The sequence below is a fragment of the Azospirillum melinis genome (assembly GCF_013340935.1).
Taxonomy (GTDB): Bacteria; Pseudomonadota; Alphaproteobacteria; order Azospirillales; family Azospirillaceae; genus Azospirillum; species Azospirillum melinis.
In genome coordinates this window covers 39,975-62,913 of record NZ_WHOS01000041.1, presented here as the reverse complement: position 1 = coordinate 62,913, position 22,939 = coordinate 39,975, and the positions used below count along the sequence as shown (strand labels likewise).

Sequence of the window (22,939 nt, the reverse complement as noted above, 5' to 3'; positions counted from 1 at the left end):
GCGGAGGCGGATGCCGGGCGGGCGGAGGGGCGCGGGCGGGCGCCGGCCGCCGCCTTCACCGTGTCACAGATGCGGACCTGGGCGTCGAGCAGGCTCTGGCGGGTGTCGATCCGCGGTTTCAGGATGACGTCGACGGCTCCGGCCTCCAGCGCCTGCATCAGCGTCTCGCTGCCGTCCTCGACCAGCGAGGAGCACATCACCACCGGGATCGGGTGCTGGCTCATCAGCTTGCGCAGGAAGGTGATGCCGTCCATGCGCGGCATCTCGACGTCGAGCGTGATGACATCCGGCGCCTCTTCCGCGATGCGGCGGACAGCGGCATAGGGATCGGCGGCCGTCCCCATCACCTCGATCTGCGGATCGGACGACAGGATGCCGGCAAGGGTCTGGCGGACGGTCGCGGAATCGTCGACGATCAGCACGCGGATCTTCTGGCCCATCGTTCAGCTCCGGACGAAAATGGCGGAACCCACCTGTTTCAGGGGCAGGTCCATGTTGGCGATGGTCTCGCTGTGGCCGACGAACAGGTAGCCGCCGGGCCGCAGATGGCCGCACAGCTTCTCCAGCACCCTCTGCTGCGTCTTCTTGTCGAAATAGATCAGGATGTTGCGGAAGAAGACGACATCCATGTCCGTCGGCATCGGATAGACCGGGTCCATCACGTTGAGATGGCCGAAGCGGACCGACTGGCGGACCCGCGGCACCAGCCGGACCGTGGGATTGCCGTCGTCGCGCGACCGCATCAGATAGCGTGACGCGAAGGGGGCGGGCACCATTTTCGCCATGTCGAGCGGGTAGACGCCGCTCTTCGCGGCGGCCAGCGCTTCCGTGCAGATATCGGTGCCGATGATCTCGTGGCGGAGCGGCGTTCCGGTGCCGGCACGGTCGAGCAGCAGCATGGCAACCGTGTAGGGCTCCGCCCCGGTCGAACAGGCAGCGCTCCAGATCTTGAGCGGGCGGTCCTGGCCGGGCCGGTGGGAGAGACGGGACAGGGCCGGAATGGCGGTGCCCATCAGATAGCGGAAATGCTCGATCTCGCGGAAGAAGTCGGTCTTGTTGGTGGTGACGGCATCGATCAGGTCGACCATCTCGCCGTCCAGCCCGCCTTCGTCCAGCACATGGCGGCAATAGGCGTGCATGTCCGGCAGGCCGAGCGCCCGCAGCCGGCGACGCAGCCGGCCTTCCACCATGGTCCGCTTGCTGGGCGGCATCCGGATGCCGGCATGGCGTTCGATGATGGCGGCAAGCCGGGCGAAGTCCCGCTCCGACAAAGTGTCGGAGGACGGACGCCGCGGTCCATCCTCCGGCTGCGGATCGTCGGGATCGATCATGGCACCCCGTCCGCCACCAGATCCGCCACACCGTTCGTCATGTCCAGCAGAGCCACGTCGTCCTCGGCGAACAGCCGGGCGATGTCGAAGACGATGACGAAATTGCCGTTGGAGCGGCCGATGGCCTTGATGCAGTCCGAACGCCAGCGCCCGCCGACCTGGGGCGGCGTCTCCAGCCCGCGCTCGTCGAGCGAGGTGACCTCGAACACCCGGTCGGCGATGACGCCGACGGTGATCGACTGCCCGCGCTGAGGGACATCGAGCACGACGATCCGGGTGTTGGCGGTGGGCTGTGCCGCCGGCAGGCCCAGCTTGACCCGCAGATCGACGGTGGGCACCCCCTGGCCCCGCACGTCGATCATGCCGACCAGAAAGGACGGCGCGTGCGGCAGGCGGGTGATCGGCTGGAGATCGAGGATCTCGCGCACGATGGCGACCTCAATGGCGAACACTTCGCGATCGATGCCGATCGTCACATATTGCGCCGGTTCGCGGGGCGCGGTCGCGCTGGTCATCTGCGGCTTCCGGTTCGGGGGACGGAGCGGCGGGATGGCGCTGCAAGCACCATCCCCTTGGGCGTGAAGAACGAACCGCTGATCAGAACGCGGTGTAGCGGGCGTCGAGCGCGTCGGGGCCGCTGCCGCCTTCCAGCGCGATCTTCACGCCGCGGTCCCTGCCGTTCAGCTTCGCCGCCGGCTTGTGCGTCATGGTGACGACCGTTGCCGGACGGCGGGCGGCCGGGGGCTGGGCCTGCGCCGGCCGGGCCGGAGCGGCCACGGAGACCGGGCTGCGGGCGGCGGAGCGGACGGCGGCCTTCTCCTCCACCGTGAAGTAGGAGATGGTGTCCTGAAGCTGCGTCGCCATCGAGGACAGCTCCTCCGAGGTCGCGGCCATCTGTTCCGACGCGCTGGAGTTCTGCTGCGTCACCTTGTCGAGCTGCTGGATCGCCTGGTTGATCTGCTCGGCGCCGATGTCCTGCTCGCGGCAGGCGGCGCTGATCTCCTCGACCAGTTCGGCGGTCTTGCGGATGTCGGGCACCAGCCGGCCCAGCATCTGCCCGGCCTCCTGGGCGATCTTGGTCGATTCCGCCGACAGGGCGCTGATCTCCGCCGCCGCCCCCTGGCTGCGCTCGGCCAGCTTGCGCACCTCCGAGGCGACCACGGCGAAGCCGCGGCCATGCTCGCCGGCCCGCGCCGCCTCCACCGCGGCGTTCAGCGCCAGGAGGTCGGTCTGGCGGGCGATCTCCTGCACGATGCTGATCTTCTCGGCGATGGTCTGCATCGCCTGCACCGCCTTGTTGACCGCCTCGCCCGACGCCTGGGCGTCCTTGGACGACTGGCGAGCGATCTTCTCCGTCTGGGTGGCGTTCTCGGCGTTCTGCTTGATGTTGGCGGCCATCTCCTCCATCGAGGCCGAGGCCTGCTCGGCGGCGGACGCCTGCTCGGTCGAGCCCTGCGACAGCTGCTCCGAACTGGCCGACAGCTCCTGGCTGCCCGCGGCCACATTGTCGGAGGCGGACAGCGCATCGGTCACGACGCCGCGCAGCTTCTCCAGCATGGTCTCCAGCGCCAGCCCCAGCGTGTCCTTGTCGGACTGCGGACGGGCCTGGACGGTGAGGTTGCCACGGGAAATCTCGTCGGCGACCTCAGCGGTCGCCCGCAGGTTGGCGGTCATGCTGTTGAGCGCCGTCACCAGATCCTTGATCTCGTCGTCGGTCGACACCTCCACCTTCTGGCCGAGATCGCCGATGGCGACCGCATCGGCCAGACCGACCGCCTTGCCAAGGCCGCGGGCGATGGAAATTGCGATGTAGGCGCCGGCGGCGATGGCGACCAGAAGGGCGATGGCGACGGCGCCGATGGTGACCGCGCGGATCTGGGCGTAGGTGGCCTCCGCCGCCTGCCGGTCCTGGGTCATGCCCTTCTCGGCGTCGGCGACGAGATCGTTGGCGATCGTCGCCAGCTTGGTGGCAGCGGTGCGGACTTCGCCGATCGAGAGTGCCAGCGCCTTCACCTCGGTGTTCTTGCGGGCCAGGGCCACCACGTCGTCGGTCTGGCGTAGATAAACCTGATAGCGTTCAAGGAAACTGGCGAACGCCCGGATGTCGTCGTCGGCGGACAGACGGGCGCGGATCTGCTCCTGCTGCTGGGCAACACGCTTCAGCAGATCGGGCAACGGCTTCAGCGCGGCTTCCGTCGACGCGTCGTCGGACACCAGAAGCGCATTGCGGACGACCACCCGGGCGGCCATCCAGTCCGTCGTCATCCGCCGGATCAGATGGGCGATGGCGATCTGCTCGGCACTGGCCTGCGAGCCGTTTTCGACCCGGTCGAGCAGCGGGCGCAGGGCCTCCTGCGCGGCATTAACCGTCTCGTTGGCGGGGCCGGTCAGCAGCTCGGCGCCCTTGCCGTTGGAGTGGATGCGGCCCACGGATCGGACCTTGTCCTGGGCGTTGGAGAACTCCGCCATCACGGCTTCGATCTGGGTCAGCTTGCGCTGGGCCTCCGTATCGGCAACACGCCGGTACTGCTCCAGGACGCCCTTGAACTCCTCGCGCCGGGCGAGGATCGCCTTGTCGAAGCGGTCCATGTCCTCCTCGCTGTTCGACAGCAGGAAGTTCTTCTCCTCACGCTGGATCAGATAGACCGTCGCCGGCATCTGGCGGGCAACGTTGATCCGCTGGGCCGAGACGTTGACGAGTTCCTCGATCTTCTGGTTCAGGTCCGACAGCCCGTTCAGGGCGATGCCGGCGGTGGCGGCGGACAGCAGGATGACCGTGCCGAATGCCGCGACGATTTTCGCTTTGATGGAGATGCGCATGGTCGCTCCTTGCTCTCCGGACCTGAACCGCTCCCGGTCGATGGGGCGGTGCCGGTTCGTCTGGTTTCCGTTGACCGGATTCCGGTCGAGTCAGTGGGTCGTGAAGATGCGGACGATGTCCGGAATGACGATGAAGTCGTCGCCGCGCTTGCCGATCCCCTTGATCAGGTCGGGGTTCCAGCGCATGCCGATGTCGGGCGTGTCCTCGATGGAGGCGCCGGCGATGCCGGTCACCTCATGGACCTTGTCGGCCAGCAGCCCGACCACCGTCGGCTCGTCGTCCAGCAGGATTTCGACCACCACGATGCGGGTGTCGATGGTCGGCGGCGTGCGCTCCATGCCGAAGCGGATGCGCAGGTCGGCGAGCGGCACCACCTTGCCCCGCACGTTGATCAGGTGACCGACCAGCGGCGGCGCGCCCGGAACCTCGGTCTGGGGAACGATGTCCAGGATCTCGTGGACCGAATTGGCGTCGATGGCGAAGATCTCGCCGCCCAGCCCCAGGGTCAGCGCTTCGAAGGTCTCTGTCCCGGCGACGGCCATGCCGGCCTCCTTGTGACGTCTGTCGGTGGAATCGGTTCGCTTGCGAAGGCTGCTCAGCAGGCTTCGCGCCGCAGTTCCTGCGTCTGGCCGGCGGCCACGATCTGTGCGATGTCGAGGATCAGCGCCACCGATCCGTCGCCGAGGATGGTGGCGCCGGAGAAGTTGGCGACGTCGGCATGCAGCTTGGACATCGACTTGATGACGGTCTGGTGGTCGCCCAGCACCTGATCGACCACCAGACCGACGCGCTTGTCGCCGGAGGAGATGATGACGACCTTCTGATAGGGATCGGGCGGATGACGGACGGCGAAGCTGTCGCGCAGACGCAGGAACGGCACCAGCGCACCGCGGATGTTCAGGAAGTTGCGGTTGGCATGGCGGCGTTCGACATCGGCCGGCAGTTCGACGCATTCCTCCACCGCGAACAGCGGGATCACGTAGCGCCCCTGCCCGACCCGGACCAGCAGCCCGTCGATGATCGCCAGCGTCAGCGGCAGGCCGAGCGTGATCTCGGTGCCGCCGCCTGGCAGGCTGGACACCTCGATGGTGCCGCGCAGCCCGTCGATCGTGCGCTTGACCACGTCCATGCCGATGCCGCGGCCCGACACGCTGGTCAAGGTCCGCGCCGTCGAGAAGCCGGGATGGAAGATCAGCTGGAACAGTTCGGCGTCCGACAGCTTGGCACCGGGCGGGATCAGCTCCTGCTCCTCCGCCTTGGCGCGGATGCGGTCGCGGTCCAGCCCGCGTCCGTCGTCGCGGATGGTCATCAGCACGCGGGTTCCGGCATGGCGGGCCGACAGGTGGATGCGGCCCTGCGGCGCCTTGCCCGCCGCCACGCGTTCCGCCGCCGGCTCCAGACCGTGATCCAGGCTGTTGCGGATGATGTGGACGAGCGGGTCGTTCAGCCGCTCGATCATCGTCTTGTCCAGCTCGGTCTCCTCGCCGGACATCGTCAGCGCCACGTCCTTGCCCAGTTCCTGCGAGAGGTCGCGGACCAGCCGGCGGAAGCGGCCGAACAGCGAGTCCACCGGCACCATGCGGATGCCCATGGTGATATCGCGCAGGCCGTTGGACAGCCGTTCGATCTCCTCGGTCACCGACTTGATCTGGAGATCGACGCTGTCGGAGATCAGCTGCTTCAGGCGGGCATGGGCGATCACCAGCTCGCCGACCTGATCCATCAGGTCGTCAAGCCGCTCCGCCGGCACGCGGATCGAGTTGGCCGCCGGCTGCGCCCTGCCCTTCTCGGGCGCTCCGTCCACCTTCGGCAGGGCCGGCTCCTTCGGCGGGACAGGCCCGGCCGCCATCGCCGGCACGGGCACCGGCACTGTCACCAGCACCGGTTCCTGCTCCACCCCAGGCTCCGAGATCGCCGACACCGGTTCGATGGTCAGTTCGGTCTCGTCGATCACGAAGATGAACACGTCTTCGATGGTCGAACGCGGATGCGTGGTGGTGAGGGTCAGCTCCCAGCCGATGTGGCAGCGGGTCGGCTCCAGCTCGCCCAGCGGCGGAACGTCGTCGGTCAGGGCGACGATCTCCGCCTCACCCAGCCCGCGCAGCTCATCGAGCAGCAGCAGCGGGTTGGTTCCGCGCTCCAGCGCGTCGGGAGCGAGCCGGAAACGGACACGCCAGGTCGCCCGGCTTTCCTCGTCGTCGCGCTCCCCGTCAAGGGGAACGGACATCGCGGCACTGCCGCTCTGGTCAGCCAGCCGGGCCAGGATCCCATCGGCTACGGCAGGATCGGCACTGGCGGGATCCTCGATCAGGATGCGGATATGGTCCTTGGCAGCAAGGGCGATGCCGATCATCGCCGTCGTGGCGGCCAGTTCGCCCTTGCGCATCCGGTCGAAGGCGCTTTCCAGATGATGGGTGAAGCTCGCCGCAGCCTCGAACCCGAACATCGAGCCGGAGCCCTTGATCGTGTGCAGGGCACGGAACGCGGTGTCGAGCGGCTCGCGGTCGGTGGGGCTCTGTTCCAGATGGAGCAGTGCGGATTCCAGATCGGCCAGAAGCTCCGCCGCCTCTTCGCGGAAGACCTGGCCAGGGTCGCTGCCGGTCATGTGCCGACGATCTTTCGGACGACGCTCAGCAGCTGGTCCTGCTGGAACGGCTTGACGATCCAGGCGGTGGCGCCGGCCGCCTTGGCTTCGGCCTTCTTGCCGGCGTCGGATTCGGTGGTCAGGAAGACCATCGGGACGCCGCGATAGGCCGGCAGCGTCCGCAATTCGCGGATCAGCGTCAGGCCATCCATATTCGGCATATTCAGATCGGTCAGCACCAGATTGAAGCTGCCGGACTTCGCCTTGACCAGGGCGTCACGCCCATCCGTGGCCTCCACCACCTGATAACCGGCGGAGGACAGGGTCAACTTGACCATCTGGCGCATGCTGGCGGAATCGTCGACGGCTAGTATGGTCTTCGCCATGATGTCAGGGCACTCCGATCCAGAATTCATCCGCCTTGCGCGTCGGTCCGGACATACCGATGAAGCCGCCCCGTTCGAGCGCATCGCGCATCGATGCGGAGATCGGCTGCTTGAGATGCAGGCCGATGCCCCGCGCGGCTGCGCTCGTGCGCGCCGCCAGCAGAAGTTGAATGAAGCAGATCGATGTCTCTCCAACCCCGCTGCAATCGACATCGACCCGGCCAGCCGAACTCAGCGCATCCCGAAGCCGGTCGCGTACGTCCTCGACTTCGATGAGCGTCATCGGGCCAACGCAGCCCACGACAACGCGTCCACTGAGATCAGCCATTCGTCTTCACCGCATTCGCCGCGTCATCGCATTCGCCATGTCACCGCAAGGCATATGTTGAAATTTTATATCTTATTGGTCTGCGTAATTGAAATTCGGGATATCCCCAACCCCGGTTTCATCGCAACTTAATGGCAGCGAAAGATGATGTAGCGTCTATATTAGAATCTTGATTGGCACCGAGCCGGTTGTAACGGGCAGCGGATCACTTTGCGCCAACGGCCGACGCCTCGCTCCTGGTCATGCGCGCGTCTTTCTTCGGCAGCGTCCCGCCGACGCGGCCGGCGGCCCCTCCTTCCCCTCCCCTTCCGGTGACGGCCGGCAATCGTGTGCGTGTTTGCGGCCCCTGCCCGCCTCTTGGTAGTCTGGGGCTGGACGACCGGAGAGGCTTTCGTGGCGAACGGCGGGCAACGGGACGGGCAGCGGGGCGGGTGGCCGGAAAGACTGGGGCCGGAGGGAGGAAGGCCGGCACGGGCAGGTCTGAGCGAGGCGATCCTGACCTTCCTGGAGCGTGGCGTCAGCTTGGTCGTATCGTCGAGCGATCGGGCGAACCGACCGCGGGTCGGCCGGGCGCTGGCGGTGCAGGTGCCGGCCGACGGGACTTGGATCGGCGTCTGCCTCGACCGGACGGCGAACGCCGCCCTGCTGGCGGCGGTTGCCGAGACCGGACGCTTCGCCCTGGCGGCGACCGAGCCGAGCACGCATCTCTCCATCCAACTGATCGGCGAGGACGCCACCGTCACCGTAGCGGATGCCGAGGCAACGGCGCTGGCCGCCCGCCATGTCGACGCCTTCGCCGCCGAACTTGCGCTGATCGGCTACGGCGACGCCTTCACACGCGCCCTGATGGCCCATGACCCGGCCACACTGGCAGTGGTCCGCTTCTGCCCGTCGCGGCTCTACGACCAGACACCGGGCCCGAAGGCCGGCACCGCGGTGCCGCCATGAGTGCCGCCACCAGCGCCTCCCTGACGCTCGATGCGATCCGCGCCTGCCTGGAGGGGGCGGTCCCGGCGACAATCGCCACCTGCGCGCCGGACGGAACGCCCAACGTCTCGCTGCTGTCGCAGGTGCATTACGTCGATCCCGACCACGTTGCGCTGTCCTACCAGTTCTTCAACAAGACGCGCGCGAACATCCTGGCCAACCCGATTGCCGTCCTGCAGGTGATCGACCCGCCGACCGCCGCGCAGTACCGGATGGAGCTGTGCTACCTGCGCACCGAGACCACCGGGCCGCTGTTTGAGAGCATGAAGGCCAAGCTGGCCGGCATCGCCTCCCACGTCGGAATGCAGGACGTGTTCCGGCTGCTCGGCGCCGACCTCTACCGGGTGACGGCAATCGAGGCGGTGCCCGGCGGCGCGCCCCTTCCCGCCCCGGTCGCCCAGCGCAGCCTCCTGTCGGCGACCCGGCGGGCCTGCGAGGCCTTGCGCGGCTGCGCCGACCTGACGGAGCTGCTCGACCACAGCCTGTGCGTGCTGCGGCGGCTGTTCGGGGTCGAGCATGCGCTGATCCTGATGCCGGACGAGGCGACCGGCCGGCTCTTCACCGTCGCGGCGCTCGGCTACGACTCCTCCGGCGTCGGGTCGGAGGTGGCGCCCGGCGAGGGGGTGATCGGTGTGGCCGCGCGGGAACGGGTGCCGATCCGCATCACCCACATGACCAGCGATGTCGCCTACAGCCTGACCGCCCGCGACGGGGCGGAGGACGCCGGGCTGACCGGCGGCCCGGCCCGCGAAATTCCCTTTCCCGGGCTGGAACGGCCGCACAGCCAGCTGGCGGTGCCGATCCTGGCCGGGCGGCGGCTGGCCGGCGTGCTGTTCGTCGAGAGCCGGCAGGAGATGCGCTTCACCTACGACGACGAGGATGCGCTGGCGACGCTGGCCGCCCAGCTCGGCGCGCTGATCCAGGCCCTGCCCCCGGCGGAGGACGTGGCGCCCGTTCCCGCCGCCTGCCCGCAGGCCGGCGGCGCCCCGGTGGTGGTACGCCACTACGCCGCCGACGACAGCGTGTTCGTCGATCACGACTATCTGATCAAGGGCGTGGCCGGCGCCATCCTGTGGAAGCTGGTGCGCGATCACACCACGCTCGGCCGCACCGACTTCACCAACCGCGAGTTGCGGCTGGCCCCCGACATCCCGCTGCCCGACTTCGCCGAAAATCTGGAAGCGCGGCTGATCCTGCTGCAACGCCGGCTGGCGGAACGCTGCGGCGTGCTGCGCATCGAAAAGACCGGGCGCGGACGCTTCCGCCTGGTGGTGACGAAGCCGCTCCTCCTGCAGGAGACGGCTTGAACGCCATCCAGCTTTACTTTCCAACCCGACAGTTATCGGACCAGAAACAGTTACGAATATTTTAGCATTCCGTTAGGTAACAGTTAGCAAGCCGGCGGCGATTGCCTGCGTAGGGTCCGTTCCGCACACAACGTCACGGAGCCGACCGACATGACCGCCCTCCCTCCCGTGGAGGCCCTGGAGAGCATGATGCTGGAACGCATGATGCTGATCCGGGCCTACGAAGAAACCCTGGTCGACCTGCATGGCCGCGGCCGCGCCGCCGGAACCTGCACCGCCATCGGGCAGGAGGCGTCGGCCGTCGGCGTCGTCGCGGCGCTGACCCCCGACGACCTGATCCTCACCAACCACCGCAGCGCCGGCCATCTGCTGGCCCGCGGCGCCGACCCCGGGCGGATGCTGGCCGAGGTGCAGGGCAAGAGCGGTGGCTATTGCGGCGGCAAGAGCGGGTCGCTGCACATCTCCGCCAAGGAGCTGGGCGTCGTCCTGACCTCCACCATCGTCGGCGGCGAGCTGGCGCTGGCGACCGGCGTCGGGCTGTCGCGCTCGATGCAGGGTGGCCCCGGCATCGTCGTCTGCTTCTTCGGCGACGGTGCGGCCTGCGAGGGCCGCTTCCACGAATCGCTGAACCTCGCCGCGGTGTGGAGCCTGCCGATCCTCTATGTCTGCGAGAACAACCAGTGGCAGGCCTTCGTCCACCGCAAGGAGACGATGACGGCCGACGGCGTCGCCGGCCATGCCGCCGCCTACGGCATCGACAGCGCGGTGGTCGACGGCAACGACCCGCTGGCGGTGTTCGAGGCCGCCACTGCCGCCGTCGCCGCCATCCGCCGCACCGGCAAGCCCTTCCTGCTCGAAGCCATGACCTACCGGCTGCGCGGTCATTTCGAGCCGGACGACCAGTCCTACGTCGACCCCGGCGAGCTGGCCCGCTGGCGCGAGCGCGACCCCGTCGTCCTGCTGCGCCGCCGGCTGGAGCGCGACGGGCTGCTGGACGCCTCTGCCGCCGCCCGGATGGAGGAGTCGGTCAGGGCGCGGATGGAGGCGGCCGCCGCCTTCGCCGAGGCCAGCCCGTACCCTGCGCCCGAGGAACTGACCCGCGACGTCTACGCCTGACCCGGGAGACCGACATCATGACCCAGATGACCGTGAACGATGCGATCTCCGCCGCGCTGGCCGAGGAGATGCGCCGCGACCCCTCCGTGCTGATCTTCGGCGAGGGCGTCGCCACCAAGCGCCGCGACCTGCTGGGCGAATTCGGCCCGGCCCGCGTCCGCAACACCCCGCTGGCCGAGGGCATCATCGCCGGCACCGCCACCGGGGCCGCCGCCACCGGCCTGCGCCCGGTGATCGACCTGCTGTTCGCCCCTTTCCTGTGCTACGCGATGGACGAGATCGTCAACAGCGCCGGCAAGCTGCGCTACGTCTCCGGCGGGCAGTTCGAATTCCCGATGGTGGTGCTGGCGATGACCGGCGCCGGCTGGGGCGTCGGCGCCCAGCACAACCACAACATCGAATCCTGGTTCGTCCACAGTCCCGGCCTGAAGGTGGTGATGCCCTCGACCCCCGCCGACTTCAAAGGGCTGCTGAAGGCGGCGATCCGCGACGACAACCCGGTGCTGGTCTTCGCCGACATAGCGCTCGGCTACAGCGCCGGCGAGGTTCCCGAGGACATCGATGCGATCCCGCTGGGGCAGGCGGCGCTGCGGCGGGAGGGTGACGACGTGACGCTGGTCTCCTACGCCAAGACCGTCGGCACCTGCCTGGCTGCCGCCGACCGGCTGGCCGAGGCCGGCATTTCCGCCGATGTCCTCGACCTGCGCAGCCTGAAGCCGCTGGACGAGGGCGCCATCCTGCGGTCGGTCGCCAAGACCGGCCGGCTGGTGGTCGTCCACGAGGCGAGCCGCCTGTGCGGTGTCGGGGCGGAGGTCGCGGCGCTGGTCGCCGAGAAGGCCTTCGCCAGCCTGCGGGCGCCGGTGCTGCGGCTGACCGGCCCCGACGCCCCGGCCCCGGCCAGCTTCCCGCTGGAGCAGGCCTTCGTTCCCCAGGCCGACGCGGTGGTCGCGGCGGTTCAGTCCCTCGTCCATGGCGCGCTCGCCGCCTGATCATCCGGAGTTGCCGACGATGTTCCGCAAGACCCTGTGCACCGCCCTCCTGCTGTCCGCCGCCACTCTCGCCTCCCACGTCGGTCAGGCCCTCGCTGACGAGCGGGCGGAGCGTGGCAAGTACCTCGTCGCCCTCGGCGGTTGCAACGACTGCCACACGCCGGGCAACTTCCTCGGCAAGCCCGACTTCGCCCACGCGCTGAGCGGGTCGGAGGTCGGCTTCGAGATCCCGGGCGTGGGCGTGTTCCACGGCCCGAACCTGACGCCGGACAAGGCGACCGGGCTCGGTGACTGGAGCGAGGATCAGATCGTCGCCACGCTGCGGACCGGCAAGCGGCCGGACGGGCGCATGCTGGCGCCGGTGATGCCCTGGATGGCCTTCTCCGTCCTGACGGACGCCGATGCCTACGCCATCGCCGCTTACCTGAAGAGCCTGCCGGCGGTCGCCAACAAGGTCCCCGGCCCCTTCAGCCCGACGGCGAAGCCGACCGGGTTCGTGATGCGGGTGGTGGCGCCGCAGAGCGAGTGAAACCGGCGTCCCGGCGGGGTTCGCTCAGTCCTCGCTGATCGACACCAGCTCGGCCTTCCGGCGGCGCCGGGTGTCGGCCAGTTCCCTGGAATCGACCCGGACGAAGCTGCCCGGAGCCTGTTCGGCGTCGGCGGCGCGGGCGATTTCCCGGCGGTTCCAGGCGGACACCCGATGCGCCTCGGCGATCTGATGCAGGAACAGGTCGGACGGACGCAGGCGGAAAATGATGTCGTCGTGCCGCTTGCCGACCTTGATGACCTCGCGTTCGATCTCCGCCAGCGCGCCGACCTTCTGCAGCACATCGACGATGTCGGAAATCCAGCGGAGCATGTTCGACCAGCGCGCCCATTCCGTCATGCCGCTGTCGCGCATGATCTCCCGCGCGGTGATCTCGATGCTGGACCGGTCCTGGTGATGGCGTTGCAGGAGCGTGAAGGCGACGCGCTTGAACAGCCAGCGCGAGAACGGATTGGCGATGCGCATCAGCCATTCATAGGAGATGCGCTGCTGCTCGACGCTGCGGATGGTGTTTTCCACCATCCAGTTGAACTGCACGGCGGTTTCGACGTCGGCCCGGCCGTTCTCGTCCGGAGAGCCGCCGGCGTTGACGTCCTGGTTGCGCATCCACAATTGCGGGAAGACGCTGGAATCGAGAAGGGCGTTCTTCCCGCCCTTCTCCGCGATGACGATGGTCGAGCGGCGCAGGACGAGAAGCGCTTCCTTGAGTTCCGGCAAGCTCAGCGTGTGCTTGACCCGCCGAAGCTCCTGCATCACCTCGTAGAGGGTGAATTTGAAGACGATGGAGTCCTTGTCCCCGGTCGACAGCCGGGCCTTCTCGGCTGCAAGCCGGCGGATGACCTCCTCGACGACCTGCTCCTTCTCGCCGGGGAACATGTCGATTTCCTCGACGACCTCGGTAGCGCCCTCCTTCACCCGGCGCTCGATGCGGGCCGGCAGGATCTTGAGCGAATAGCTCTTGTCGTTGAAGACGAACTCGCGCTTCACCTGGCGCAGGAACCGCGGCTTGGCCGGATCGGGCTCCGCGGCGTCGACCGCGCCGGCGGAGCGCTTGCGGCCATTGGAGCGTGCGACATCGGAGGCGAAGAAGACCCATTTGGGCGCGACATCGTACAGACCGACGAAATGGGTCGTCCGCTTGGCGTCGTCGGGCTCGTCGATTTCGAACAGCGCGAACTGGAGCGGCAACGCCATCTGCTTCAAGTCGCCCTTTCCGCCCGGTGTGTTGCTCGACATCTTGGGGTCTCCAGCCACGTCTCCAACGACACACGCTATGGGGTCGGACGTCCGATGCGCAACGACGGATTTGGCATGCCCTTCCCCACGCCGGTAGGCGCCGGGTGCAGATAGGCAGGTTGCGGGTGCAGAAGCGATAGGTGCCGGGTGCAGGCCGGTAGGTACCGGGTGCAGGAAACGCCAGGACAGGCAGCCGGACAATCCTTTCTGCACCCGGTACCTACCGGAAACCCGTCCGAATCGGGCTGGAATTGCCCGGCCGGACTCCGGCGACGGCCCCTTGCGGCACCAGGGTCTCCAGCCTCCGCAGCGAACTGCACCCGATGCCTACCCATCTGCGCCGGTGCTCACGCCGGCAGGCCACCCTCACCCGCTGCTCCAGCCGGCGAAAACCGCAAGCGGTCGATAGGTGCCGGGTGCAGATGAGCTTCCGACGCTTTCGGATCGCCGGTTAGCCTTCCCCCCTGGCGTGACGGTAGGCACCGGGTGCAGAAAGCGGACTGTCCTCCGGCCCGTCCTGCCGCGGCAGAAGGGTGCAGAATCCCGCGCTGGCCACCGATAGGAGCCGGGTGCAGATGAGCCGCTCCGATTCGCAGTGTTTCTGCACCCGGTGCCTATCCATCGGCACCCGCATCCTACCGGGCTGCATCCGGCACCTATGCATCCGCACCCGACACCTAACGGTGGGCGCCGGGTGCAATTTGGCCGATGCCCGTCACCCGGGGAATCCTGCTCGCAGATCCGTCGGCCCATGCCGATTGCCAGACCTCGCAGGAGCACCCGATGCGCAGCTCGCCGACCGACAGCACCAGCCGCTGGGGCAGGATCCCCGCCTGGTGGCTCGACCACCCCGATCTCGACGCCGACGGATTCGCCATCCTGGCGGCGCTCGCCACCTTTGCCGACGAGCAAGGCGTCTGCTGGCCGTCGCAATCGACGCTCGCCGCCAAACTCAAGCGGTCGCGCCCGACAATCAACCGAATCCTGCAACGGCTGGACGACATCGGTCTGGTCCGCATCGAGCACCGCCGCGGCCGCGACGGCTCCCGGCTGTCCTGCCTGTACCGGCTGCGTGTCGAGCAGGACGGGGACAGGGCCGCGGAGGAGGCGCCACGCCCTGCCGCCAGCGGGTCTGTCCATGCGGAGGACAGGGATGACTCGGTCGTGAACGCCCCCTGTCCGCCAGCGAGTCAGAAACACCTCCATTCCGAACAGATTCCGGACTCGCTCGCCAGGGGCGGGCGCGGAGTGATGCCCGACGTGCCCGCGGGTTGGATGCCGACCGCCGACGATCTCGCCTGGGCCAGCAGCCGCTTTGGCACAGTCGATCTCGGTCGGCATGTCGAGGGCTTCGTCCTGCGCTGTCAGGCGCATGGCTACCGCTACCGCGACATTTCCGCGGCTTGGCGTGCCTGGCTGATCCAGGATGCCGCCGCCAGCAAGGCACCGGCGGTCAAGAGTGCGGCGACCGGTGCCCCCCTTCAGCATTCCGCTTCGCCGACCGTCCGGTCACGCGAAAGCGCTGCCGAACAGCGCGTCACTGCGTGGATGACCGTCGCGGCGCGGCTCAGGGATGCGAAGCCCGAACCCCGTTCCTGGCTGTGAGGAGAACCGCCATGTCAGCCGCTGCCGTCATGCCGGTGCCGGAGCGCTCGCCGCTGCCCTTCGACCCGGCGATGCCGCCGGGCGACCGCCGCCGGCTGCTCGTTGCCGCCTTGCCGGAACCGCTGCGCGAGGTCCTTGCCGCCGGCCGGCTCGAACACCGCCCGCGCTTCGGTGACAACGGCTTCGACGGCCTTTCCGAGATCTGGTCGCCGCCCGCCAACGTCACCGCCCGGCAGGCCGCCATGGCGCAATGGGCGCTGGCCGACCTCGAAGGGTCGGTCCTGGCTCCGACGGAGCCCGAGCGGCTGCTCGGCCGTATCCTGGCGCTGCTGTCGCATTACCCCGCCAAAGGGTTGACGCCCGAGGTGGAGCAGCTGGTTGCGATGGACTGGGTCGAGGATCTGGGGGAGTTTCCCGGCTGGGCAATCGATCAGGCGGCGCGCAGCTGGCGCCGGACACGGAAATGGCGGCCAAGCATCGCCGAGATGCGGGCGCTGTGCGAGGAGGCCTGCACGAAAGAGCGCCAACTGGCCGAGTGTCTCCGAAAACTGTCGGGTGCCGCCCTGCCGAGATCGTCGGTTCCGGGTTTCACGCCGCTGGCCGAGACTCCCCGCATCCGCCGTTTTTCCTGATCCCAGGACTTGATCGCGGCTCTCACCGGTGTTGCCGAAAAGCCAGGGTGGCCGCGAGACGCTAACGCGGGCATGGCCGGCCCATCCGAACGGCGTTGACAGCTATGAGTGTCTCACACTATCGCTGACCCGGCTGGATTCGACGGATTGGGGAGGGGGCATGCTCGGCGAACAGTTGAAGGCGTACCGCGAGGCTCGCGGGCAATCGAGGGAAGACTTCGCGGCCTTTCTGAACGAGGGCCTGGACCGCTCTTACGACCGCCAGCGGATTTCACGCTGGGAGAATGGCGGCGAGCGTATTCCGCAGGCCGTCATTGCCTTCGTCCGCAAGCACCCGGTGCTTCCGGTCGAGAAGCCCGGTCCGGCGCTTGTGGTGTCGCTCGCGAACCAGAAGGGCGGCGTCGGCAAGACAACGGGCTGCGTCAATGTCGGCCGCATGCTGGCCGACCGCGGCTATTCCGTCGTGCTGGTGGATTCCGATCCCCAGGCCAACGCCGGCATCCATCTCAGCGTCGACGTCGTCGCCTGCGAGGAAGCCGAGAGGACCCTCTATTATGTCCTCAAGGGGGCGGCGAAGGCGGAGGAATGTCTGGTCGAGACGCGCAACCCGCGCCTCCGGGTGCTGCCCTCCTCCCTCAAGCTGGCTGAGAGCGAGACAGAGCTTGCCGCCCAGCAGTTCTCGCACAACACGCTGCGCAGCCGTCTGGCCGAACTGCGCCGCAGCGTCGATTTCATCCTCATCGACTGCCCGCCCACGCTGGGGCATCTGGTGACCAACGCTCTGGTGGCCAGCGACACGGTTCTGATCCCGTGCCAGACGCAGCCGCTCGCCTTCATGGGCATGGGCACGCTGCGCAAGCAGATCGACTTCGTGCGGGAACGCGGCAATCCAACCCTGTCGCTGCTCGGCATCGTCCCGACCTTCTATTCCGGCCGTACCACCCAGGATCAGGCCACCCTGAAGGACATGCACGACACCTACGGGCAGGAGGTTCACATCTTCCCGCCGATCCCCAACACCACGCTCTACCCGCAATCCTCGGCCGGCGGCGATGCGCTGGTCGCCTTCAACGCCAAGGCGCCGGGGATCGGAACCTTCGATCTGGTGGTGCAGACCCTGATCGCGGAACGCGACCGCCGCATCGTCCCGGCCGGTCATGGAGTGATGACGCATGGCTAAGGGCATTCCGCGCTCCAACATGGGGCTTATCGCCAAGAGCAGCGATCAGAACAGCGCCAGCCCGGTGCGCCTCGATAGCAATGCGCTGACCGGCAAGGCCGTGCCCTTCGAGCGGCCTTTCGCCTGCGACATCGGGCTGGTGGTGACCAATCCCGACCAGCCGCGCAAGATCTTCCGGGAAGAGGATCTGGCATCTCTGGCCGCATCGCTCGACCGGCATGGCTTGAAGCAGCCAATCGGTGTGCAGCAGCAGGCCAACGGCGAGTATCTCCTGGTGTGGGGTGAGCGGCGTTGGCGGGCAGCCCGGGCGCTCGGCTGGCCGACCATCACCGCGGTCCTGACCGCCGGCGATCCGCTGGAGGTGGCGCTGGTCGAGAATGTGCAGCGTGTCGACCTGTCTCCGTTCGAGCAGTCCGATGCGCTGCAGGGGCTGAAGGAGCGTCACGGCTACACGGACGAGGCGCTTGCCGGCATCGTCGGCAAGGACCGCAGCATGATCTCCAAGCTGCTCCGCCTGCAATCCCTGCCCGGGGTGGTCCGCAAGGAATATGCGGAGCATGAGCCGACGCTCCGCTTCCTCCTCACCCTGACCCGGGCCGCGTCGGAAGCGTCCGCGCTTGCCATGTGGACCCAATGGAAGAGCGGTGACGGGCCGGGAAATCCCGATCCGGACGCCGAGCCGCCACAGGGGAAGAACGCCGGCGATGAGGGCGGGCGCTCCCCCCACAACCCTGCCGACAGCTCGCCGGAGATGGCGCTGAGCGCCCTGCCGCAGCGGGTGTTCCGCGTGCTCAACCGGGCCCAGGAAACCATCAGCGCGATGGTCGAAAAGCCGCGCCCGCTGACCGACGAGGATTGGCAGCGGCTGATGCGGATGCGGTCGCTGATCGACACGCTGCTTGAACAGCGCAAGGCGTAATGGAAGGATCGTGCAATGGGAACGGTTCCCATTGCACGGCGTCCTTGGCCATGGACGTGCCGATGACCGCCGACCCGGTCGAACGTCTGTTCCTGCCTGTCTGTTCGATGGGAACGGTTCCCATTGACCGCCCTGTACCCCATCTGCGGTGCCGGGATACCCGCATCTCTGGGATTGCTGGTCGGGATGCTACTTTAGACTGAATATGAGTGTTGCGGCGGGGCGCGGTCTGGCAGGTCTGCGGCGATGCGGCGGAGCCGAGTGCCATCGTGATCGACAGCCGCACCTGCCAGTCCGCTTCGGGCTGTTTTGCCCGCGGCGTAGACGGCGGCAAGAGGAACCGCGGCATCAAGATCCATCTCGGCGTGGAGACGTATGGCATCCCGTTGGCGATCGACGCCACGTCAGCCACCATGCACGACACCAGAGGCATCGTGCCGGTGTTGCGCCGGTTTGCCGGAGGCGGATTCCAAGGACCGGCTATCGGCGATGTCGGTTATCGCGGCGAGCGCTCGGCCAAAGCCGGGAAGGCGCACCCGTTTGAGCCGTCTGCACCAGTTTCCGCAATGCTGCCGGATTGGCGGAAGTCTCGTCGCATGTGCGCGGACATAAGCAACATCCTGAGTCCGGCGGCGCGCGGCATTGAGATCAGCTAGAGGACGATTCGGGAGTGGGTCTGCGCTTCGGCCGGAAGTTCGCCAACATGCTCGCTTGTGCTACGACCCGCGCTTCGTCGTGAAGGGTAAACTGTAACCCCGTCCCTGATGCCGCTCTTCTTCCCCAGGGATCACCCACGTCCCGATGCTGCCCGCGCCAGGCCGGCATAGTGGCGCACGTCGAAGGCGATGAACTCCACCTCGGCGTCGGTGACGTCGCGCAGATGTCTGGCCGGGCTGCCCGCCCAAAGCTGGCGGCCGGGGATGCGCTTGCGCGGGGTCAGCACGGCGCCGGCCGCCAGCATGGCGCCGCTTTCCACGACCGCCCCGTCCAGCACGATTGCGCCGATGCCGACCAGACAGCCGTCCGCCAGCGTACAGCCATGCATCCGCACGCCATGGCCGATCACCACGTCGGCGCCGATGATGGTCGGATACTCGTTCAGCATGACGTGGATGATGGTGCCGTCCTGGATGTTGGTGCGCGGCCCCACCGTGATGCTGTGGTCGTCGCCGCGCAGCACGCAGCCGTACCAGACGCTGGCCCCCGCCCCGATGGTGACGTCGCCGACCACCACCGCGCCGGGGGCGATGTAGGCGTCGGCGGCGATGCGCGGCCATACTCCCTTGACGGGCTGGATGATGGCACCGGGATGGCGGGCGAGCAGGGCCTCCCCGGTTTCGAAGGCCCCGGTTTCGAAGGTCGCTTCGGTTGCGCTCTCGGTGGTCATTCGGTCTTGTCCTTTTTGGCCCTGCCGGATGATGGCGCCGGTCAGGAGACGAGCCGTTCGGCCTCTGTCTCCGCTGCCGGATCGGCAATCACCCCGGCGGCGAGCAGGCGGTCGATGTCGGTCCGACCGTAGCCCAGTTCGGCCAGCAGCGCCGCGCTCTGGGCACCCACCGGGGGCAGCGCCATGCGCGGACCCAGCCGTCGGCCGTCCAGCGTCAGCGGCAGAAGCGGGACGCGGGTCTCCCCGCCGGTTTCGGTGGTGATGGCGGCAAGCCCGCCGCTCTGGTTCAGGTGCGGATCGTCGAACAGCTCCTCCGGCCGGTTGATCGGGGCATAGGGCAGGCCGTTGCGCTCGAACAGTTCGGCAATCTCGGCCTTGCTGTAGGCGGCGAGACGGCGGCGGATCTCCGGCAGCATCCAGTCGCGGGCCTGACAGCGCTTGGTGTTGCCGTCCAGCCTGGGGTCGGCGGCCAAGTCGTCGAAGCCGAAGGCGGTGCAGAAGGTCCGCCACTGCACGTCGCTGACCGCGCCGAGGAAGATCTGCTCGCCGTCCTTCACCTCGAAGGTGTCGTAGATGCTGAAGGCGGCGATGCGTTCGGGGAAGGGCGGCGGGGCCTCGCCGGTCACGGCGAATTGCTGCATGTGCTGGGCCGACAGCAGGACGCAGGTCTCGTAGAGGCCGGACTGGATATCCTGGCCATGGCCGGTGGCCTCGCGGGTGCGGAGCGCCGCAAGGATGCCGATCACCCCGAACATGCCGCCCATGATGTCGTTCACCGAGCTGCCGGCGCGCAGCGGCCGGCCGGTGGGACCCGTCATGTAGGCGAGCCCGGCCATCATCTGCACCACCTCGTCCAGCGCCGTGCGCTTTTCATAAGGGCCGGGCAGAAAGCCTTTCAGGGACAGGTTGATGATGCGCGGGTTGCGCGCTTTCAGGCTGGCATAGTCGAGGCCGTATTTCGCCATCAGTCCGGGACGGAAATTTTCCAGCACCACGTCGGCGGTGTCGACCAGCCTGTGGACGGCGGCCAGACCGTCCGGGCTGTTCAGGTCGACGGCCAGCGACTGCTTGTTGCGGTTGAAGGTGCGGAAGAAGCCGGCGGCGGCGCCCGGCAGGGCGCGGGTCTTGTCGCCTGTCACCGGCTCCACCTTGATGACGTCGGCGCCGAGATCGCCCAGGATCATGCCGCAGGTCGGCCCCATCACCATGTGGGAGAATTCGACGACCCGGATGCCGGCCAGCGGGAGGGCGGCGGCAAGGTTGTTGGCGTCAGGCATGGACGGTGCTCCGGTGGAAATGCTTCGGCAGGCCGGCGGCGGCGATCTTGCCGTGCAGCGTCTGGCCGGGAAGCAGGGTGGCGAGCAGGCGTTGCGCCTCGATCAGGGTGTCCAGGTCGATGCCGGTGTCGAAGCCCATCGCCTCCAGCATGAAAGCCAGATCCTCGGTGGCGACATTGCCGCTGGCGCCGGGGGCATGGGGGCAGCCGCCCAGTCCGCCGAGCGAGGCGTCGAATTCGCGGATGCCGATGTCCAGCACGGCAAGGCAGTTGGCAAGGCCGAGACCGCGGGTGTCGTGGAAATGGGCGCTCTGCAACCGGTCGCCGGCGATGTCCTTCACCCGCTTGTAGAGGCGGCGGACCTGGGCCGGGTCGGCGTAGCCGACGGTATCGGCGAGCGCCACGCGGTCGGCCCCGGCCTCCAGGCAGGCCTCGGCGAGACGGACCACCTCGTCCTCCGGCACCTTGCCCTGGATGGTACAGCCGAAGGCGGTGGAGATGCCGGCGTCGATGCGGGTCTTGTAGCCGCCTTCATCACGGGCGCGGCAGACGCGGGCCAACTCCTCCACCGACTCCTCGCGGGTCTTGCGGATGTTGGCGCGGCTGTGCGCCTCGCTGGCCGACAGCGGCAGGACGATGACGTCGGAGCCGGCGGCGAGCGCGGCCGTGGCGCCCTTCAGGTTGGGGGCCAGCGTGTGGACGATGACGCCGGGCAGTGCGCGGGCACCGGCCACAACCTCCGCCGCGTCGGCCATCTGGGGCAGCAGCCTGGGCGGCACGAAGGAGGCGGCTTCGAAGCGGTGGACGCCGGCGCGGCGCTCGGCCTCCAGCCAGCGCAGCTTGTCGGCGGTGGGCATCACGCGGTCGAGGATCTGGAGCCCGTCGCGCAGGCCGACCTCGACGATGGTCACGGGGTCTTTCGTCATGGCAAAGGGTCCTCGTTCGGGTGCGCGAGGACGCGCGCACCCGGTGGGAATCAGAAGGAAAAAACAGAAGGAAAAAAGCGTCAGAGATTAAAGGGCTGTCAGGTCCCGAAGCCGGCGGCCTGCGGCAGCCACAGCGACAGCTGCGGGAACAGCCAGATCACGAACAGCCCGGCCATCATCAGCAGCACATACGGCAGGGCGCCGCGCGTCACCTCGGCCAGGGAGGAGCTGGTGATGCCCTTGATGACGAACAGGTTCATGCCGACCGGCGGGGTGATCAGCGCCAGTTCCAGGTTGATCATCAGCATCACGCCGTACCAGATCGGATTGATGCCCAGCGCCGTCATCACCGGCAGAATGATCGGCGTGGTGATCAGGATGATGGCGATGGTCTCCAGGAACATGCCCAGGATGAAGATCGCGACCATCACCGCCAGGATGAAGCCGCTCTGCGACAGGCCCAGCGTCGCCACGGTTTCCATGATCTGGGCCGGCAGGCGGATGATGGTGATGGCGTGGCCGAACATGCCGGCGGCGGCGATGATCATGAACAGCATGACGCTGGTCCGCATCGTCTGTACGCCACAGTCCAGCAGGTCGGCGAAGGAGATGTTGCGGTAGACCAGCAACGCCACCGCCAGCGCATAGACCGCACCGACCGCCGCCGCTTCACCGGCGGTGAAGACGCCGAGATAGATGCCGCCCAGGATCAGCGGCGGCATCATTACCGCCCAAATCGACTTGCGGAAGGCGGCGGCGATGGTGCCGAAGCCGGGCCAGGGCTGCGACTGCACGCTGTCCTGCCCCCTCGCCCGCAGCCAGCTGTAGCCGGCGAAGACCACCGCCATCAGCAGCCCCGGAATGATGCCGGCCAGGAACAGGGCGCCGATCGAGGCGTCGGTGACGATGGCGTAGAGGATCATCGGCCCCGACGGCGGGATGAGGATGCCCAGGGTGCCGCCCGCCGCGATCAGCCCGTAGGTGTCGCGCTGGCGGTAGCCGTAACGCTTCATCTGCGGGATGGAGATCGATCCGATGGTCAGCGCGGTCGCCACCGAGGACCCGGAGATGGTCGAGAAGATGGTGCAGGACAGGATGGTGGCAAAGCTGAGCCCACCCTTGATGTGCCCGACCAGCGTGTTCGACATCTCATAGAGGTCGTCGACCACCTTGGCCTTGATCATGACGTGGGCCATGAAGGCGAACATCGGGATGGTGGCGAGCAGCGGGTTGTTCAGGCTGGCGAACACCGCGTCGGCCATGCTGTCGACGCTGCCTTCGAACAGGGCCAGCACGCCGAGCGAGGTGAGGGCGAGGGCCGCGAAGATCGGCATGCCGCTGAACAGCAGCAGCAGCAGCAGGCCCAGGATCAGGAACGTCAT

General features: G+C 67.9%; 23 protein-coding genes. 10 read left to right on the top strand and 13 right to left on the bottom strand.

Annotation, left to right across the window (positions count from 1 at the left end; all coding sequences use genetic code 11):
• The 8 genes from GBZ48_RS25020 to GBZ48_RS24985 form a co-directional block, all read right to left on the bottom strand.
• On the bottom strand, window positions 1-440 hold a 440-nt coding region (locus GBZ48_RS25020; RefSeq protein WP_174473500.1), incomplete at its 3' end, for a response regulator.
• 3 nt (window positions 441-443) lie between these two features.
• Entirely contained in the window at window positions 444-1,331 is an 888-nt protein-coding gene (locus tag GBZ48_RS25015; RefSeq protein ID WP_174473499.1) for a CheR family methyltransferase, read from the bottom strand.
• Window positions 1,328-1,846, bottom strand: coding sequence for a chemotaxis protein CheW (locus GBZ48_RS25010; protein ID WP_174473498.1), 519 nt, complete (start codon window positions 1,844-1,846; stop codon window positions 1,328-1,330). The genes GBZ48_RS25015 and GBZ48_RS25010 overlap by 4 nt, the downstream gene beginning before the upstream one ends.
• 82 nt (window positions 1,847-1,928) lie before the next feature.
• The gene (locus GBZ48_RS25005; protein ID WP_174473497.1) at window positions 1,929-4,151 is read right to left on the bottom strand and encodes a HAMP domain-containing methyl-accepting chemotaxis protein; all 2,223 of its coding nucleotides are present in this window, start codon (window positions 4,149-4,151) and stop codon (window positions 1,929-1,931) included.
• A gap of 90 nt (window positions 4,152-4,241) precedes the next feature.
• Entirely contained in the window at window positions 4,242-4,694 is a 453-nt protein-coding gene (locus GBZ48_RS25000) for a chemotaxis protein CheW (RefSeq protein ID WP_174473496.1), read from the bottom strand.
• A gap of 53 nt (window positions 4,695-4,747) precedes the next feature.
• Window positions 4,748-6,757: a chemotaxis protein CheA gene (locus GBZ48_RS24995; RefSeq protein ID WP_174473495.1), complete on the bottom strand. Its 2,010-nt coding sequence runs from the start codon at window positions 6,755-6,757 to the stop codon at window positions 4,748-4,750.
• The gene (locus GBZ48_RS24990; protein WP_174473494.1) at window positions 6,754-7,122 is read right to left on the bottom strand and encodes a response regulator; all 369 of its coding nucleotides are present in this window, start codon (window positions 7,120-7,122) and stop codon (window positions 6,754-6,756) included. The genes GBZ48_RS24995 and GBZ48_RS24990 overlap by 4 nt, the downstream gene beginning before the upstream one ends.
• A 4-nt stretch (window positions 7,123-7,126) precedes the next feature.
• The gene (locus GBZ48_RS24985; RefSeq protein WP_174473493.1) at window positions 7,127-7,450 is read right to left on the bottom strand and encodes an STAS domain-containing protein; all 324 of its coding nucleotides are present in this window, start codon (window positions 7,448-7,450) and stop codon (window positions 7,127-7,129) included.
• Between the two features lie 393 nt (window positions 7,451-7,843).
• Here GBZ48_RS24985 and GBZ48_RS24980 point away from each other — a divergent pair, with 393 nt between their 5' ends.
• The 5 genes from GBZ48_RS24980 to GBZ48_RS24960 all read left to right on the top strand — a co-directional run bounded on the left by GBZ48_RS24980 (window position 7,844) and on the right by GBZ48_RS24960 (window position 12,378).
• Window positions 7,844-8,398 carry a hypothetical protein gene (locus tag GBZ48_RS24980; protein ID WP_174473492.1) on the top strand — a complete coding sequence of 185 codons (555 nt, stop codon included), beginning with the start codon at window positions 7,844-7,846 and terminating at the stop codon, window positions 8,396-8,398.
• Complete coding sequence (locus GBZ48_RS24975; RefSeq protein WP_174473491.1) at window positions 8,395-9,744, top strand: GAF domain-containing protein; 1,350 nt, start codon at window positions 8,395-8,397, stop codon at window positions 9,742-9,744. Before GBZ48_RS24980 ends, GBZ48_RS24975 begins: the two co-directional genes overlap by 4 nt.
• Window positions 9,745-9,894: 150 nt before the next feature.
• The gene (locus GBZ48_RS24970; RefSeq protein WP_174473490.1) at window positions 9,895-10,860 is read left to right on the top strand and encodes a thiamine pyrophosphate-dependent dehydrogenase E1 component subunit alpha; all 966 of its coding nucleotides are present in this window, start codon (window positions 9,895-9,897) and stop codon (window positions 10,858-10,860) included.
• A gap of 17 nt (window positions 10,861-10,877) precedes the next feature.
• Complete coding sequence (locus GBZ48_RS24965) at window positions 10,878-11,849, top strand: alpha-ketoacid dehydrogenase subunit beta (RefSeq protein ID WP_174473489.1); 972 nt, start codon at window positions 10,878-10,880, stop codon at window positions 11,847-11,849.
• Window positions 11,850-11,868: 19 nt separating this feature from the next.
• Complete coding sequence (locus GBZ48_RS24960) at window positions 11,869-12,378, top strand: c-type cytochrome (RefSeq protein WP_174473488.1); 510 nt, start codon at window positions 11,869-11,871, stop codon at window positions 12,376-12,378.
• Window positions 12,379-12,402: 24 nt separating this feature from the next.
• Here GBZ48_RS24960 and GBZ48_RS24955 read toward each other — a convergent pair whose 3' ends face one another.
• Window positions 12,403-13,632, bottom strand: coding sequence for a plasmid replication protein (locus GBZ48_RS24955; protein ID WP_174473487.1), 1,230 nt, complete (start codon window positions 13,630-13,632; stop codon window positions 12,403-12,405).
• A gap of 783 nt (window positions 13,633-14,415) precedes the next feature.
• On the opposite strand from GBZ48_RS24955, the gene GBZ48_RS24950 reads away from it, so the two are divergent.
• The 5 genes from GBZ48_RS24950 (at window position 14,416) to GBZ48_RS24930 (ending at window position 18,624) form a co-directional block, all read left to right on the top strand.
• Window positions 14,416-15,237: a helix-turn-helix domain-containing protein gene (locus tag GBZ48_RS24950; protein ID WP_174473486.1), complete on the top strand. Its 822-nt coding sequence runs from the start codon at window positions 14,416-14,418 to the stop codon at window positions 15,235-15,237.
• 11 nt (window positions 15,238-15,248) lie between these two features.
• On the top strand, window positions 15,249-15,869 hold the full coding sequence (locus GBZ48_RS24945) for a hypothetical protein (protein ID WP_174473485.1): 621 nt from the start codon (window positions 15,249-15,251) through the stop codon (window positions 15,867-15,869).
• Window positions 15,870-16,029: 160 nt separating this feature from the next.
• The gene (locus tag GBZ48_RS24940) at window positions 16,030-17,049 is read left to right on the top strand and encodes an AAA family ATPase (protein ID WP_174473484.1); all 1,020 of its coding nucleotides are present in this window, start codon (window positions 16,030-16,032) and stop codon (window positions 17,047-17,049) included.
• Complete coding sequence (locus GBZ48_RS24935; protein WP_174473483.1) at window positions 17,042-17,968, top strand: ParB/RepB/Spo0J family partition protein; 927 nt, start codon at window positions 17,042-17,044, stop codon at window positions 17,966-17,968. The genes GBZ48_RS24940 and GBZ48_RS24935 overlap by 8 nt, the downstream gene beginning before the upstream one ends.
• Window positions 17,969-18,237: 269 nt before the next feature.
• Window positions 18,238-18,624 carry a transposase gene (locus GBZ48_RS24930; RefSeq protein ID WP_174473482.1) on the top strand — a complete coding sequence of 129 codons (387 nt, stop codon included), beginning with the start codon at window positions 18,238-18,240 and terminating at the stop codon, window positions 18,622-18,624.
• A gap of 131 nt (window positions 18,625-18,755) precedes the next feature.
• Here GBZ48_RS24930 and GBZ48_RS24925 read toward each other — a convergent pair whose 3' ends face one another.
• The 4 genes from GBZ48_RS24925 to GBZ48_RS24910 form a co-directional block, all read right to left on the bottom strand.
• On the bottom strand, window positions 18,756-19,355 hold the full coding sequence (locus GBZ48_RS24925) for a gamma carbonic anhydrase family protein (protein ID WP_174473481.1): 600 nt from the start codon (window positions 19,353-19,355) through the stop codon (window positions 18,756-18,758).
• A 41-nt stretch (window positions 19,356-19,396) separates the two neighbouring features.
• The gene (locus tag GBZ48_RS24920) at window positions 19,397-20,632 is read right to left on the bottom strand and encodes a CaiB/BaiF CoA transferase family protein (protein WP_174473480.1); all 1,236 of its coding nucleotides are present in this window, start codon (window positions 20,630-20,632) and stop codon (window positions 19,397-19,399) included.
• Window positions 20,625-21,557 carry a hydroxymethylglutaryl-CoA lyase gene (locus tag GBZ48_RS24915; protein WP_174473479.1) on the bottom strand — a complete coding sequence of 311 codons (933 nt, stop codon included), beginning with the start codon at window positions 21,555-21,557 and terminating at the stop codon, window positions 20,625-20,627. The genes GBZ48_RS24920 and GBZ48_RS24915 overlap by 8 nt, the downstream gene beginning before the upstream one ends.
• Before the next feature lie 98 nt (window positions 21,558-21,655).
• The gene (locus GBZ48_RS24910; RefSeq protein WP_174473478.1) at window positions 21,656-22,939 is read right to left on the bottom strand and encodes a TRAP transporter large permease; all 1,284 of its coding nucleotides are present in this window, start codon (window positions 22,937-22,939) and stop codon (window positions 21,656-21,658) included.